The organism is Microbispora rosea, from assembly GCF_900156315.1.
GTDB classification, from domain to species: Bacteria; Actinomycetota; Actinomycetes; order Streptosporangiales; family Streptosporangiaceae; genus Microbispora; species Microbispora rosea.
Map to the genome: position 1 here is coordinate 208,918 of NZ_FTNI01000004.1, position 13,663 is coordinate 222,580.

11 protein-coding genes are annotated in these 13,663 nt (G+C 72.5%); 8 read left to right on the forward strand and 3 right to left on the reverse strand.

The features are described from left to right. Positions 1-4: 4 nt before the first annotated feature. The 5 genes from BXA11_RS08215 (at position 5) to BXA11_RS08235 (ending at position 6,438) form a co-directional block, all read left to right on the forward strand. Complete coding sequence (locus BXA11_RS08215; protein WP_076433957.1) at positions 5-790, forward strand: 3-hydroxybutyrate dehydrogenase; 786 nt, start codon at positions 5-7, stop codon at positions 788-790. Further along, on the forward strand, positions 775-2,673 hold the full coding sequence (locus tag BXA11_RS08220; RefSeq protein ID WP_076433958.1) for a helix-turn-helix domain-containing protein: 1,899 nt from the start codon (positions 775-777) through the stop codon (positions 2,671-2,673). Before BXA11_RS08215 ends, BXA11_RS08220 begins: the two co-directional genes overlap by 16 nt. Positions 2,674-2,750: 77 nt before the next feature. Then, entirely contained in the window at positions 2,751-4,088 is a 1,338-nt protein-coding gene (locus BXA11_RS08225) for an MFS transporter (RefSeq protein ID WP_076433959.1), read from the forward strand. Further along, positions 4,088-5,422, forward strand: a complete 1,335-nt coding sequence (locus BXA11_RS08230) for a 3-hydroxybutyrate oligomer hydrolase family protein (RefSeq protein ID WP_143734151.1) — start codon at positions 4,088-4,090, stop codon at positions 5,420-5,422. Before BXA11_RS08225 ends, BXA11_RS08230 begins: the two co-directional genes overlap by 1 nt. Then, positions 5,419-6,438, forward strand: a complete 1,020-nt coding sequence (locus BXA11_RS08235) for an alpha/beta fold hydrolase (RefSeq protein ID WP_076433960.1) — start codon at positions 5,419-5,421, stop codon at positions 6,436-6,438. The genes BXA11_RS08230 and BXA11_RS08235 overlap by 4 nt, the downstream gene beginning before the upstream one ends. Before the next feature lie 11 nt (positions 6,439-6,449). Here BXA11_RS08235 and BXA11_RS08240 read toward each other — a convergent pair whose 3' ends face one another. Together BXA11_RS08240 and BXA11_RS08245 are read right to left on the reverse strand one after the other, a co-directional pair. After that, positions 6,450-8,414, reverse strand: a complete 1,965-nt coding sequence (locus BXA11_RS08240; protein ID WP_076433961.1) for a glycosyltransferase family 2 protein — start codon at positions 8,412-8,414, stop codon at positions 6,450-6,452. A gap of 81 nt (positions 8,415-8,495) precedes the next feature. Continuing rightward, a complete protein-coding gene (locus BXA11_RS08245; RefSeq protein ID WP_076433962.1) occupies positions 8,496-9,206 on the reverse strand; it encodes an aggregation-promoting factor C-terminal-like domain-containing protein in 711 nt (236 codons plus the stop codon). A gap of 251 nt (positions 9,207-9,457) precedes the next feature. Here BXA11_RS08245 and BXA11_RS08250 point away from each other — a divergent pair, with 251 nt between their 5' ends. Genes BXA11_RS08250 through BXA11_RS08260 form a run of 3 tightly spaced genes read left to right on the forward strand, consistent with a single transcriptional unit; the run spans position 9,458 to position 12,140 of the window. Then, entirely contained in the window at positions 9,458-10,132 is a 675-nt protein-coding gene (locus tag BXA11_RS08250; protein WP_030507547.1) for a response regulator transcription factor, read from the forward strand. Continuing rightward, positions 10,129-11,574 carry a sensor histidine kinase gene (locus BXA11_RS08255; RefSeq protein WP_076433963.1) on the forward strand — a complete coding sequence of 482 codons (1,446 nt, stop codon included), beginning with the start codon at positions 10,129-10,131 and terminating at the stop codon, positions 11,572-11,574. Before BXA11_RS08250 ends, BXA11_RS08255 begins: the two co-directional genes overlap by 4 nt. Then, entirely contained in the window at positions 11,571-12,140 is a 570-nt protein-coding gene (locus tag BXA11_RS08260; RefSeq protein WP_076433964.1) for a hypothetical protein, read from the forward strand. Before BXA11_RS08255 ends, BXA11_RS08260 begins: the two co-directional genes overlap by 4 nt. Before the next feature lie 15 nt (positions 12,141-12,155). Here the strand turns inward: BXA11_RS08260 and phoH2 are convergent, their stop codons facing one another. After that, a complete protein-coding gene (phoH2, locus tag BXA11_RS08265) occupies positions 12,156-13,466 on the reverse strand; it encodes an RNA 5'-3' helicase PhoH2 (protein WP_030507550.1) in 1,311 nt (436 codons plus the stop codon). Between the last annotated feature and the right edge of the window lie 197 nt (positions 13,467-13,663).

Genomic DNA, 13,663 nt, shown 5'->3' on the forward strand with positions numbered 1-13,663 from the left:
CAGCATGAGCCTTGAAGGGCGTCTTGAAGGGCGCACGGCCCTCGTCACCGGCGCGGGGAGCGGCATCGGACGGGCGTGTGCCCGGCGCCTGGCCGCCGAGGGCGCGCACGTCGTCGTCGCCGACATCAACGCCGAGGCCGCGGGCAAGGTGGCCGCCGAGATCGGCGGCACGCCGGTGGCCGTCGACCTGTCCGATCCGGAGTTCCTCGTGGCCTGGCGGGGCCAGCTCCCGCCCTCGCCGGACACCCACCTCCGCGCCGACATCGTCGTGAACAACGCGGGGTTCCAGCACGTGGCCCCGATCGAGGAGTTCCCGCCCGAGATCTTCAGGAAGATCATGCGGGTGATGGTCGAGGCGCCGTTCCTGCTCGTGCGCGACGTGCTGCCCGGGATGTACGAGCGCGGCTGGGGCCGCGTCGTCAACATCTCCTCGGTGCACGGCCTGCGCGCCTCGCCGTTCAAGGCGGCCTATGTGACGGCCAAGCACGCGCTGGAGGGTCTGTCGAAGGTGATCGCCCTGGAAGGGGCGCCGCACGGCGTGACCTCCAACTGCGTCGATCCCGCGTACGTCCGGACGCCGCTGGTGGAGAACCAGATCGCCGATCAGGCGCGCACCCACGGGATCAGCGAGGACGAGGTGGTGGAGCAGATCATGCTCGCCCCCGCGGCGATCAAGCGGCTTATCGAGCCGGACGAGGTGGCCGAGATGGTCGCCTACCTGTGCGGCCCGCAGGGATCGTTCGTCACCGGCGTCTCGATCCCCATCGACGGAGGATGGAGCGCGCGCTGACCACTTCGGCTCCCAAGAGCAGCGCGCACGCCTACCTCGACCTGCTCGCCCGGGAGGCGTCGGCGGTCGAGTTCGAGGGCCCGATCCTGCAGGCCAGGGCGGCCGGGGCCGACTCCGCCACGCTGGAGGAGCTGGAGCGGGCCAAGGTCGCGGCGCTGCAGGTGCGGGCCGTACTGCGCCGGCGGGCCAAGCGGGAGGCGGAGCTGTCGGCGCTGTTCGACACCGCCAGCGACCTGGCCGGGCTGCGCGACCTCGACGCGGTGCTCCAGGCCATCGTGCACCGGGCGAGGCAGTTGCTCGCGACCGACATCGCGTACATGACGCTGAACGACCCGGAGCGCGGCGACACCTACATGCGGGTGACCGACGGGTCGATCTCGGCCAGCTTCCGGCGGCTGCGGCTGCCCATGGGCGCCGGGCTGGGCGGGCTGGTGGCGCAGAGCGGCACGCCGTACAACACGGCGGACTACTTCGCCGACCCCAGGTTCCGGCACACGAACACGATCGACGTGGCCGTCCACGAGGAGGGCCTGGTGGCGATCCTCGGGGTGCCGCTGCGGCTCGGCACGCAGGTCATCGGCGTGCTGTTCGCGGCCAACCGCAGCGCCAGGCCGTTCGCGCAGGAGGAGGTGGCGCTGCTGTGCTCGCTGGCGGCGCACGCCGCCGTGGCCATCGACACCGCCCGGCTGCTGCAGGAGACCCGGGCGGCGCTGGCCGAGCTGAGCGAGGCGAACACGCTGATCAAGGCGCACAGCGAGTCGATCGAGCGGGCCGCCGACGCGCACGACCGGATGACCGGCCTCGTGCTGCGCGGCGGCGGGGTCGAGGACGTCGCCGCGGTCGTCACCGAGGTGCTGGGCGGCCGCCTGACCGTGCTGGACGACGAGGGCCGCCCTCTCGTGGGCGAGTCCGGCGACCTGGAGGTGGGCGTCTTCGACGCCGCCCAGTCCTCGCGGGCCCTCGGCCGCACGGTCAAGCGGGGCGACGCGTACGTCGCCTCCGTGGACGTCGGAGCGGCGCCGCTGTGCACGCTGGTCCTGCGGACCGACCACCCGGTGTCCGACACCGACCAGCGCATCCTGGAGCGCGCCGCGATCGTCACCGCGCTGCTGCTGCTGTTCCGCCGCAGTGTGGCCGAGGCGGAGGGTCGGGTGCGCGGCGAACTGCTCGACGACCTGGTCTCCCGTCCGGAGCTGCGCGGGCTGGACGACCGGGCGCGGCGGCTCGGCGTCGATCTCGACGCGCCGCACGTGCTGGTGGTGGCGCGGCACGACGGGCAGCGTGAGCGCGGCGCCTTCTGGGCGTCGTCGCAGGCGACGCTGGCGCACGGCCTGGCCACCGCCCGGGGCGACGAGGTCGTGCTGCTGCTGCCCGGCGACCGGCCGGGCGCGCTGGCCCGGCGCGTCGCGGCCGAGCTGAGCGCCTCGCTCGGCCGCCCGGCGACGGCGGGGGCCGCGCCGGCCTCCGGGCCGGTGACGGCGGTGGCGTCCGCCTACGCCGAGGCCCGTCGCTGCGCCGGGGCGCTGGTGGCCCTCGGCCGTACGGGTGACGGCGCGAGCGCCGAGGAGCTGGGCTTCGTCGGCCTGCTGGTGGGCGAGCGGCGCGAGGTGTCCGGCTTCCTCGCCGGCGCGCTCGGGCCGGTGCTCGACTACGACTCGCGCCGGGGAACCGCCCTGGTCAAGACGCTGAACGCCTACTTCGGCACGGGCGGCTCGCTGTCGCGTACGGCCGAGGCCCTGCACATCCACGTGAACACGGTGACCCAGCGGCTCGACCGGGTGGGGCAGCTGCTCGGCGAGGACTGGCAGGAGCCCGAGCGCGCCCTGGAGATCCAGCTCGCCCTGCGGCTGCACCGGCTGCGCACCCACATGCCGGATGCCTGAGGTGTGTGGCGGCGCCCCATAGGAGTGACCTCGGTCACTGCATACCGTGTGCGGAACCCCCCATCGGAGGAGTTCCCATGGCAAACACTCCACCTGCCCGGATCGGAAAGGTCGTCGGGGCCAGCCTGATCGGCACCACCATCGAGTGGTACGACTTCTTCCTTTACGGCTCGGCCGCCGCCCTGGTGTTCAACAAGCTCTTCTTCCCCACCGAGGACGAGCTGACCGGCACGCTGCTGGCGTTCCTCACCTATGCCGTCGGCTTCGTCGCCCGGCCCCTCGGCGGGCTGGTCTTCGGTCACTACGGCGACCGGCTCGGCCGCAAGCGGCTGCTGGTCATCAGCCTGCTCATGATGGGCGGCTCGACGTTCCTGATCGGCTGCCTGCCGACGTACGCCGCCCTCGGCGCGGGCGCGCCGCTGCTGCTGACCCTGCTCCGCCTGGTGCAGGGCTTCGCCCTCGGCGGCGAGTGGGGCGGCGCGGTGCTGCTGGTCTCCGAGCACGGCGACCCCCGCAACCGCGGCTTCTGGGCGTCCTGGCCGCAGGCCGGCGCTCCCGGTGGCAACCTGATCGCCACCGGCGTGCTGGCGCTGCTGGCCGCGGTGCAGTCCGAGGAGGCCTTTCTCGCCTGGGGCTGGCGTATCGCGTTCCTGCTGTCCGGCGTGCTCGTGCTGATCGGCCTGTGGATCAGGCTGACGGTCACCGAGTCGCCGGTGTTCCAGCAGGCGCTGGAGCGGCAGGAGCCCGCGCCGCAGGCCCCCATCATCGGCGTGCTGCGCCACCACTGGCGCGACGTGCTGGTGGCGATGGGCGCCCGGATGGCCGAGAACGTCTCCTACTACGTGATCACGGCGTTCGTCCTCGTCTACGGCACCACCACGGCGGGCCTGCCCAAGGGCACCGTGCTCAACGCCGTGCTGATCGGCTCGGCGATCCACTTCGTCACGATCCCGCTGTGGGGCGCACTGTCGGACCGGATCGGCCGGCGGCCGGTCTACCTCCTCGGCGCCGCCGCCGTCGGGCTGTGGGCCTTCGCGTTCTTCCCGCTGATCGACACCAAGAACTTCGCCCTGGTCACCGTGGCGGTGACGGTCGGCCTGGTGCTGCACGGCGCGATGTACGGCCCGCAGGCGGCGTTCTTCTCCGAGCTGTTCGCCACCCGGATGCGCTACTCGGGCGTGTCGATCGGCTACCAGCTCGCCTCGATCGCGGCGGGCGGCGTGGCCCCGCTGATCGCGGTCGCCCTGCTCGACGCGTACGGGTCGAGCGTGCCGATCTCCGTCTACGTGGTGGCGGCGGCGATCCTCACGATCATCGCGGTGATCGCCTCCAGGGAGACCCGCGACCGCGACCTGTCCGCCATCGAGCCGACCTCGGGCGCCGCCCAGACCGCCGTGATCGCGAAGGAGGCCTGATGCGCCCCGGTTCCGCCCTGCTGGCCGCCCTGGCGCTGGCTCTCCCCCTGGCCGCCGCCGTGCCGTCCGAGGCGGCCACCTGCCCGAGGGTGACCGTGCCGGGCGCGCAGAAGCAGGTGACCGCCTGCCTCGACGATCTGACCACGAAGGGCACGCTGGTCTCCGGGCACACCGACCAGTCGGACTGGTCGGGCCTCAACTCCCCCGGCGCGGTCAACCCCAGCGGGGTGCCCGGCATGCAGATCGACGGCTACTTCCCCGACACCTCCACCGGCAACACCAACCACGGCTGGAACCACGACGCGCAGTTCGTCATCCGGCTGCCCCAGCACTGGAACGGCGGCCTGGTCGTCGCCGGGTCGCCCGGCAACCGGGAGACGTACGCCAACGACTTCACGATCTCCGACTGGGCGCTGGCCAAGGGCTACGCGTACGCCGCGACCGACAAGGGCAACACCGGCGTGGAGTTCTACCGCGACGGCGTACGGCCCGGCGACGCGGTGGCCGAGTGGAACCGCCGGGTCAGCGAGCTGGCGGTCGCCGCCAAGACGGTCGTCCGCCAGCGGTACGGCAGGCCGGCCCGCACGACGATCGCGGCCGGTCAGTCCAACGGCGGCTACCTGGTCCGCTGGCAGATCGAGAACCGTCCCGACCTGTTCGACGGCGGCGTCGACTGGGAGGGCACGCTCTTCACCGCCGACGGGCCCAACCTGCTGACGTTCCTGCCGCCCGCGCTGCGCGCGTACGCGAAGGGCGACGCGGCCGGGGTCGCGGCGGCGGGCTTCGCGCCGGAGTCCGACTTCCTGTGGCCGTTCCACTACCAGTACTACTGGGACCTCACCCAGCGCCTCTACCGCGAGGAGTTCGACCCCTCCTACGACGGCGACGCCGAGGCGGGCACGCCGTTCTGCGCGTCCGGCACGCCCGGCTGCGACACGGACTACGACTACGCCTCCAGGCCCGCCTCGGTGAAGCAGGCGGTCGCGCGGGTGAGCCTCACCGGGAAGATCAAGAAGCCGCTGGTCGTCGTCCACGGCACCCTGGACACGCTGCTGCCGATCCGCGAGGATTCCGACGTCTACGCCAAGATGATCGGTGATCGGCACCGCGACCGGCTGCTGCGCTACTACCGCGTCGAGGGCGGCAACCACGTCGACAGCCTCTACCCGGCCTACCCCGACCGGCTGCGGCCCCTGCTGCCCTGCTTCCGCAGCGCGTTCACCGCGCTGGAGACCTGGATCGGCACGGGCACGCCGCCGCCCCCGAACGCCACCCTGCCTCGCCCGGCCTCGGGCGACCTCGAGAACACCTGCGCACTGGGAGCAACACCATGACCCTGCCCATATCCGCCGAGCGCGTCAGCACGTCCCGTCTGACCCTCAACGTCCTGTCCGTACCGGGCTCGGCGGGCGACCCTGTGGTGTTCGTGCACGGCAACGTCTCCTCCAGCGCGTTCTGGCGCTCGACGATGACCGCGATCGCGGCGGAGGGGTTCCGTCCGTACGCGCTCGACCTGCGCGGCTTCGGCGACACCGACCCCGAGCCTGTGGACGCGAGCCGGGGTGTGCGCGACTACTCCGACGACCTGGTCGCGCTGCTCGACGTGCTGGGCCCGGCGCATCTGGTGGGCTGGAGCCTCGGCGGAGGAGTCGTCATGCAGGCCCTGCGCGACCGGCCCGCGGCCGTCCTGAGCGCGACGCTGGTCAACCCCGTCTCGCCGTACGGCTTCGGCGGCACCACGGGCCCGGACGGCGTGCTCACCAGCCCCGACGGAGTGGGCTCCGGCGGCGGAGCGACCAACCCCGAGTTCGTGGCCGCGCTCCGGGCGGGCGACACGTCCGCCGACTCCCCCGTCTCGCCCCGGACCGTGCTGCGCGCCACGTACGTCGCCGCGGGAACCGACCTGGGCGAGGAGGAGGACGCGTTCGTGGAGTCGATGCTGTCCACCCGGATCGGCGAGGACCACTACCCGGGCGACTCCCTGCCCTCGGACGCCTGGCCGAACGTCGCCCCGGGCAAGCGGGGCGTGCTCAACACGATCGCGCCGACCAACTTCCGGATCGACGACCTGCACGAGATCGACCCGAAGCCGCCCGTCCTGTGGATCAGGGGCGACCAGGACGTGATCGTCTCCGACACGTCGCTGTTCGACCTCGCCCACCTGGGGGCCATCGGCGCCGTGCCCGGCTGGGACGGCACGCCCGCCCAGCCCATGGTGACCCAGACGCGAACCGTGCTGGACCGCTACGGCACCTACCGTGAGGTCGTCGTCGAGGGCGCGGGCCACGGCCCGCACCTCGACAGGCCCGAGGAGTTCCGCGCGGCGCTGCTCGCGCACCTGCGCCGATAGCCGGCGCGTCGCTACCTGCGCTCGCGCAGGACGCGGACGGCGATGCGCCGCAGCAGCGAGGGGGCCTGCGGCGACGCCCCGGCGGGCAGGACGCGCACCTGCCCGCCGCGGCGCACTGTCAGCCCGAACAGCAGGTCGACGTCCTTCTGGTCGACGCGGAGCGCGGGCCGCCAGGACCCCGGGCCGAGGCAGTCGTCCCCGCCGATCCGGCTCAGCGGCACCCGCGCGACGAGCTGACCGGCCACCCGGCCGGGTATCCCCGGCTCGACCAGCGCGGGCACGACCATGCTGCGCCCGCGCCCGTCCTGCTCGCGCAGCACCAGCTCGGCCGGCGGCCCGCCGCTCGGCGGCACGTACGGCACGGGCACGACGACGAAGACGTGCCCCTCCTGCCTGGCCACGGTGGCCCGGGACGAGACCAGCGCGATCGACTCGGGGAACGACTTCGGCTCCACACAGACGCCCAGCTCGCCGCGCTCGGACCAGCACGGCACGACGAGCCGTCTGGGCTCGCCCGCGAGCGCGCCCGCGCAGCTCATCGGCAGGGCGGGTCGGGCCACCCGCGTGCGGCCCGTGTGCACGCCTCGCATGCGCACGTGGATCTCCCACAGCCCGGCGGGCAGCGGCCGTCCGAGGGCCGCGGCGCCGGCGTCGAGGCGGGCCTGGCCGTTCACCCACACCCGCACCTGGCCGCCGCGCGCGTGGTCGCCGAGGGCCGCGCGGCCCACCGTGCAGGTGACCGGTAGCGAGTGGACCACCCCGGTCTCCACGTGGCGGACGCAGACCTCCACGCGGGCCCTGCGCACCGCGTCGGTCACGTCGGCGCCCTCGTCGTCGAGCAGGCCGTCGAGCACGCCCTCGACCCCGGGAGGCGGGGTCCACAGCAGCCGGTCCTCCCGCTGCCGCAGCCAGAGCGGGGCGCCTCCGGCCCGCAGGATCTCCACGCTCAGGTCGAGCTGCAGCACGCCCTGGTCCCAGCGCAGCTCCCGCAGCTCCGCGCTGAGCCTGGTGCCCCGCGACGCCTCGGCGAGCGCGACCAGCGCGTCGAGGCGGTCCAGGCGCAGCAGCGCCGCACGGGCGCGCAGGTGCGCGGGCAGGTGGACGTCGAGCGCGGCGGGAAACCGGTCGAGGGTGAAGCGGCGCAGGAAGGAGAACAGGACCATCCGCGCGTCGGGCTCGGCGGAGAGGAACCGCGCGCCCGCGAGACGGCGCAGCCCGAGCGTCCGATACCAGTGGGCCTGGATGCGCTCCCGCTGCGAGCCCGGCTCGGTGTAGGCGTCCACCACGTCGAAGATCGCGTTGAGGCCGTCGAAGAGCGCCTCGGCGTCCGGCGTCTCCTCCTCCGCGGTCCCCGGGGACGCCGGGCCCAGGTGGCAGCAGATCTCGTCGGCCAGCACGGCGATCACCTTCGCCGCGAGGTACGCCCTGGTCACGAACGTCTGCTCGGACAGCGGCCGGTCGGCGAAGCGGAGCTGGCAGGTCTCCAGGAAGTCGCGGCTGAACAGCTTGTGCGCCGTCGGCAGCGCGAGGAGATGGTCGCGCAGCACGTCGGCCCGGTCCCGGTCGCGGGCGAAGGCGGCCGGCGGCGGCCCCTGGTCGGCGAGCCTGCCGATCAGCACGTCGGCGTCGGTCTCCACGGCCCTGTCGTACATCCGCTCCAGGGCGTGCGGCTCAAGCCTGTCGTACTGGCCGATCAGGTAGACGTACTCGCCGCGGGCCACCGACAGGCCGACGTTGCGCCCGCGCGCGGGCGAGCCGCTGTGATCGAGGTGCAGGACCCGCACGTTGTCGCGCTGCTCGGCGATCGCGTCGAGCCGCCTGCGGGTCCCGTCCGTCGACCCGTCGTCCGCGAAGACGACCTCGTACTCCTCCGGCGGCAGCGACTGCTCCAGCACCGAACGCACGCACGCGCCGAAGGCGTCGTTCGACAGCCCGGGGTTGGACACGGGCATAACCACGCTGACCTTCACACCCATGAGGCCAAGCGTGCAGTGAGATCCCCGCCGTACGCGCGGGCTTGCCGAAAGGTCGAGAAACCCTGACCAGAGTTTCGGGGTTCAGTACCAGCCGGTGGACTGGGAATGCGCCCAGGCGCCGCAGGGCGTCTTGTAGCGGCCGGCGATGTAGCCGAGACCCCACTTGATCTGGGTGGCGGGGTTGGTCTGCCAGTCGGAGCCCGCGCTCGCCATCTTGCTGCCGGGAAGCGACTGGGGGATTCCGTAGGCGCCGCTGTAGCGGTTCATGGCCCGCTCGTTCCAGTGGCTCTCCTTGTCCCACAGCTTCTCCAGGCAGCCCCACTCGCCGCCCCAGCCGCGCGCCTCGGCCATCTGCTTGCCGAGCGCCTTGTTGCTGCCGGGGTCCGGGGTGGAGCCGGGTGGGAAGTCGGCGGGGGTGAAGCCGCCGCCTCCAGGGGCCTTCTGGGCGATCTCGACCGGGTCGAGGCCCTTCTTCCGGTCGTCGCGGGTGCTTTCCAGCCTGTCCTTGCGCAGCGCCTGGACCGCCTGCTCCTTGAGGATGTCGGTCTCGGGGTCGGGCGCGTTCGGATCGAGGGCGAGGAAGCTGTCCGGGCCCAGCACCTGCTTGGGCGCGTTGCTGTGCTCGACCGAGGTGCGGACCACGAAGGCCGTCCCGCCCGCGAGCACGGCCACGCTGACGCTCAGGATGGCGATCCGCTTGGGGGTCAGCCCGCCCGACCCGGAGCGGCCGCCGGCTCCCCGCCGGGGCCGGGAGGCGCGGGGGCGTTCCTTCAACTGCTGACCAGAGCTCACGGCTTATGAGCTTGCCCTGTGGTGGGGGGTGCTCCGCAACCGAATCGTGGTACCTGTTTGGTGACGTCTTGACTCGACGGCCGATCACATGGACTTTCCCCTAGAGTGTGATTTTAGTCACACTTTGCGCCACAGGGAGGGGCATGGGTGCCCGGCACCAGCCTGCTCCCGCTTCTTGATGATGGCGTGCGGACCAGGTCACAGGGCTGTGACAAATAGGGAATTGGTGAGGTTCGCACCATAATGACCGGGTGGCAGGCATCCTCCTGGTCGAAGACGACCCCTCGGTCCGTGCCGGACTCGAGCTCGCGCTCACCCGGCAGGGCCACTCGGTGACCGCGTACGCCACGGGCGAGGAGGCCCTCGAACACGTACGCTCCCGCCGCCCCGAGATCGCGATCCTCGACGTCATGCTGCCCGGCATCGACGGGGTCGAGGTGTGCCGCCGCATCCGCAGGCTCGACCCGCTGCCGATCATCCTCCTCACGGCCAGGGGCGACGACCTCGACGTGGTGGTGGGGCTGGAGGCCGGCGCGGACGACTACGTCGTCAAGCCCGTCGAGCCGCGGGTCCTGGACGCCCGCATCCGCGCCGTTCTGCGCCGGCTGGAGTCCGCCTCGCCCGACCGCCTCACCTTCGGCGACCTCGTGATCGACCGCGGAGCCCTCAAGGTGAGCCTCGCGGGCAAGGAGATCCACCTCACCCCGACCGAACTGCGCCTCCTGCTCGAACTGGTCCGCCACCCCGGCCAGGTGCTCACCCGCCGCTACCTCCTGCGCGCCGTGTGGGACCACACGCACGTGGCGGACTCGCGGCTGGTCGACGCCTGCGTGCAGCGCATCCGCGCCAAGATCGAGCCGGTCCCCGCCGACCCCGTCTACATCCACACGGTGCGCGGCTTCGGATACCGCTTCAGCCCGCCATGACCTGGGTGCCCACCGGGCTGCGGGCCCGGCTGGTGATCACCTTCCTGCTGGTGGCGGTCACCGCGTCCGCCATGGTGGCGGGCCTGGGATACCAGATCGTCCGCCGGGGCCTTCTGGACCGCGCGGAGCGGGGCGCGGTCGCCGACGTGCGCGAGACGCTGTCCAGGATCACGCTGCCGATCGGCGCGAGCGACGTGGTCTGGCCGAGCGACACCACCGTCACCGACGAGGACCTCGGCGGGGTGGTGCAGGCGCTGGAGGCCCCGGAGCGGACCGTCATCGTGACCTACGGCGACCACCGGCGCTCCAACGCCGGCGCCAGGTTCACCATGACCGACGTGCCCGACCAGCTTCGCTGGCAGGCGGCCCGGCGGCTGGTCTACCAGAGGGTGCTGTTCGGGGACCGTCCCTGGCTGATCGTCGCCACGCAGATCCAGCGTGCCACCCGCGACGGGGTGCTGCGTCCGACCGGCCTGACGGCCTACGTCTTCGTGCCGCTGTCGGGCGAGGAGGCCGTGCTGAACCGCCTCAGGACCGCCCTCGCACAGGCCGGAGGCATCACGCTCGTCCTGGCGCTGACCCTGGCCCTGCTGTCGGCCCGGCGGGTGCTGCTGCCCGTACGGCGGCTGGGCGCGGCCGCCCGCGCCCTCGGCGCCGGTGAGCTGCACGTCCGCCTCCCCGTACGGGGCAGGGACGAGCTGGCGGAGCTCACCGCGACGTTCAACGAGACGGCGGCGGCGCTGGAGGGCAGCGTCTCGGAGCTGCGGACGCTGGAGTCGATGTCGCGACGGTTCGTCGCGGACGTCTCCCACGAGCTGCGCACGCCGCTGACCGCGATGACCGCGGTGACGGACATGCTGTCGGAGGACGCCGAGGACCTGCCGGACGACGCCGGGGAGGCGGTGCGGATCGTCGTCCGCGAGATCGACAGGCTGCGGGTGCTCGTCGAGCACCTCATCGAGATCAGCCGGTTCGACGCGGGCGCCGCCACGCTCCGCCGGGAGACGGTCGACGTGGGCGACACGCTGGCCGACTGCCTGGAGGTGCGCGGCTGGGCCGACCGGGTGAAGCTCACCGTGCCCGTCGGGCTCACGTTCTCGCTGGACGCCCGGAGGTTCGACGTGATCGTCGCCAACCTCGTCGGCAACGCGCTCAACCACGGCGCGCCTCCCGTCGTGGTGAGCGCCCGGGTGGCGGTCGGCGGCGAGAACCACGGAGCGCTCGAGGTGAGCGTGCGCGACCACGGGAGCGGCATCCCCGAGCAGGTCCTCCCCCACGTCTTCGACCGCTTCTACAAGGCCGGCACCGACCGGGCCAGGAGCGTGGGCAGCGGCCTCGGCCTGGCCATCGCCAAGGCCAACGCCGAGCTGCACGGCGGCTCGATCATGGCCGAGCGCTGCGACCCCGGCACCCTCTTCCGCGTCTGGATCCCGAAACCGTGAGCGTGAGACGGGGCGGGAGACGGGTCGGGCGCGCGGCGGCGGCCCTGCTCGCGGGGCTGCTCATGCTGCCGGCGGCGTGCGGGGTCGCGCCGACCGGGGTGGTCGACGCCGGCCCCGCGCCGGTCATCAGCGGCACGCCCACCCTCGTCACGATCTACCTGCTGCGGAACGGCCGGCTGTGGCCCACCCGGGTCGCGGCGCGCTCGCCCCACGTCAACGACGTGCTGGACGCGCTGTTCGCGGCCAGCGGCCGGACGTCGAACCAGCTGTCCACCTCGCTCACCGGGCTCACGCTGGCCCAGGTGCAGCTCGTCAGGTACGCCCCGGACGCGGGCAGCCGCAACGACCCCGACAACATCCTCAGCCTGCGCGTACGGCTGTTCGTGAGCGGCTGGAAGATCACCAGGACCGCCATGGCCCAGATCACCTGTACGGCGCGGCTGCAACCGGAGATCTGGGCCGTGGAGATCGCTCACGCGACTCCCGACAAGAACGGCCCCCTGAAGGTCCACACCTGCCGGGAGTTCTGGGATCTGGCCCCCAAGGACGGCCATCTCCCCCCGTGATCGCTGTGCTCCTCCCTAGAGCGTGATGTCCTCCAGCATCTCGGTCACCAGGGCGGCGATCGGCGAGCGCTCGGACCTGGTCAGCGTGATGTGGGCGAACAGCGGGTGGCCCTTGAGCTTCTCCACCACCGCGACGACGCCGTCGTGCCGGCCCACCCGCAGGTTGTCGCGCTGCGCGATGTCGTGGGTGAGCACGACCCGCGAGTTGGCGCCGATGCGGGACAGCACGGTCAGCAGCACGCCGCGCTCCAGCGACTGCGCCTCGTCCACGATCACGAAGGCGTCGTGGAGGGAACGGCCGCGGATGTGGGTCAGCGGCAGCACCTCCAGCATGCCCCGGTCGATGACCTCCTCGATGACCTCGGGGGACGTGACCGCGCCCAGCGTGTCGTAGACCGCCTGGGCCCACGGGCCCATCTTGTCGTTCTCGGAGCCGGGCAGGTAGCCGAGCTCCTGGCCGCCCACTGCGTACAGGGGGCGGAAGACAATGATCTTGCGGTGCTGGCGGCGCTCCAGCACCGCCTCCAGGCCCGCGCACAGCGCCAGCGCGGACTTGCCGGTGCCGGCACGCCCGCCCATCGAGACGATGCCGACGTCGGGGTCCATCAGCAGGTCGAGCGCGATCCGCTGCTCCGCCGACCGGCCGTGTAGCCCGAAGACCTCACGGTCGCCCCGCACCAGACGCACCGACTTGTCCGGCAGGACGCGGCCGAGTGCGGAGCCGCGGCTCGACAGCAGCCGCAGACCGGTGTGGCACGGCAGGTCGCGCGCCTCGTCGATGTCGGCCGTGCCGACCTCGAAGAGGGCGTCCATCTCCTCCGTGGTGACCTGGAGCTCCGCCATGCCGGTCCAGCCGGACTCGACCACCATGCCGGCGCGGTATTCCTCCGCGGCGAGGCCGATGGACGCGGCCTTGACCCGCATCGGCAGGTCCTTCGACACCAGCACCACGTCCTTCCCCTCCGCCGCGAGGTTCTGCGCGACGGTGAGGATGCGGGTGTCGTTGTCGCCCAGGCGGAAGCCCGCCGGGAGGCAGGACGGATCACTATGGTTCAGCTCGACCCGGATGTTCCCGTCGCCGATCGGCATGGGCTCATCCAGCCGTCCGTGCCGCACTCTGAGGTCATCGAGGAAGCGCAGCGCCTCCCGGGCGAAGTAGCCGAGCTCGGGGTGGTGACGCTTGGCCTCCAGTTCCGTGATGACGACGATCGGGACGACGACCTCGTGCTCGGCGAAGCGGCTCATCGCCGCCGGGTCGGCGAGCAGGACAGACGTGTCCAGAACGTAGGTGCGGGATGTGGACGGGTTGCTCGAGGACACTGCCACGCGTTCTCCCCCGGGCGCCTGAGGTGGGCGCCCTGCCTTGACTGGTGGTGAACGGACCGGGCCCGTGACCTGCGAAGGCAGACCGGGGCTCCGGCCCTCCTCGCATGGTGGTCGCGCAAGGACGGGCCCTCTCCCGAGGTGGTGGCCGCCGATCCCCTCGACGGCCGCTCAGCTACCACGTTACGTAACGAATCTCC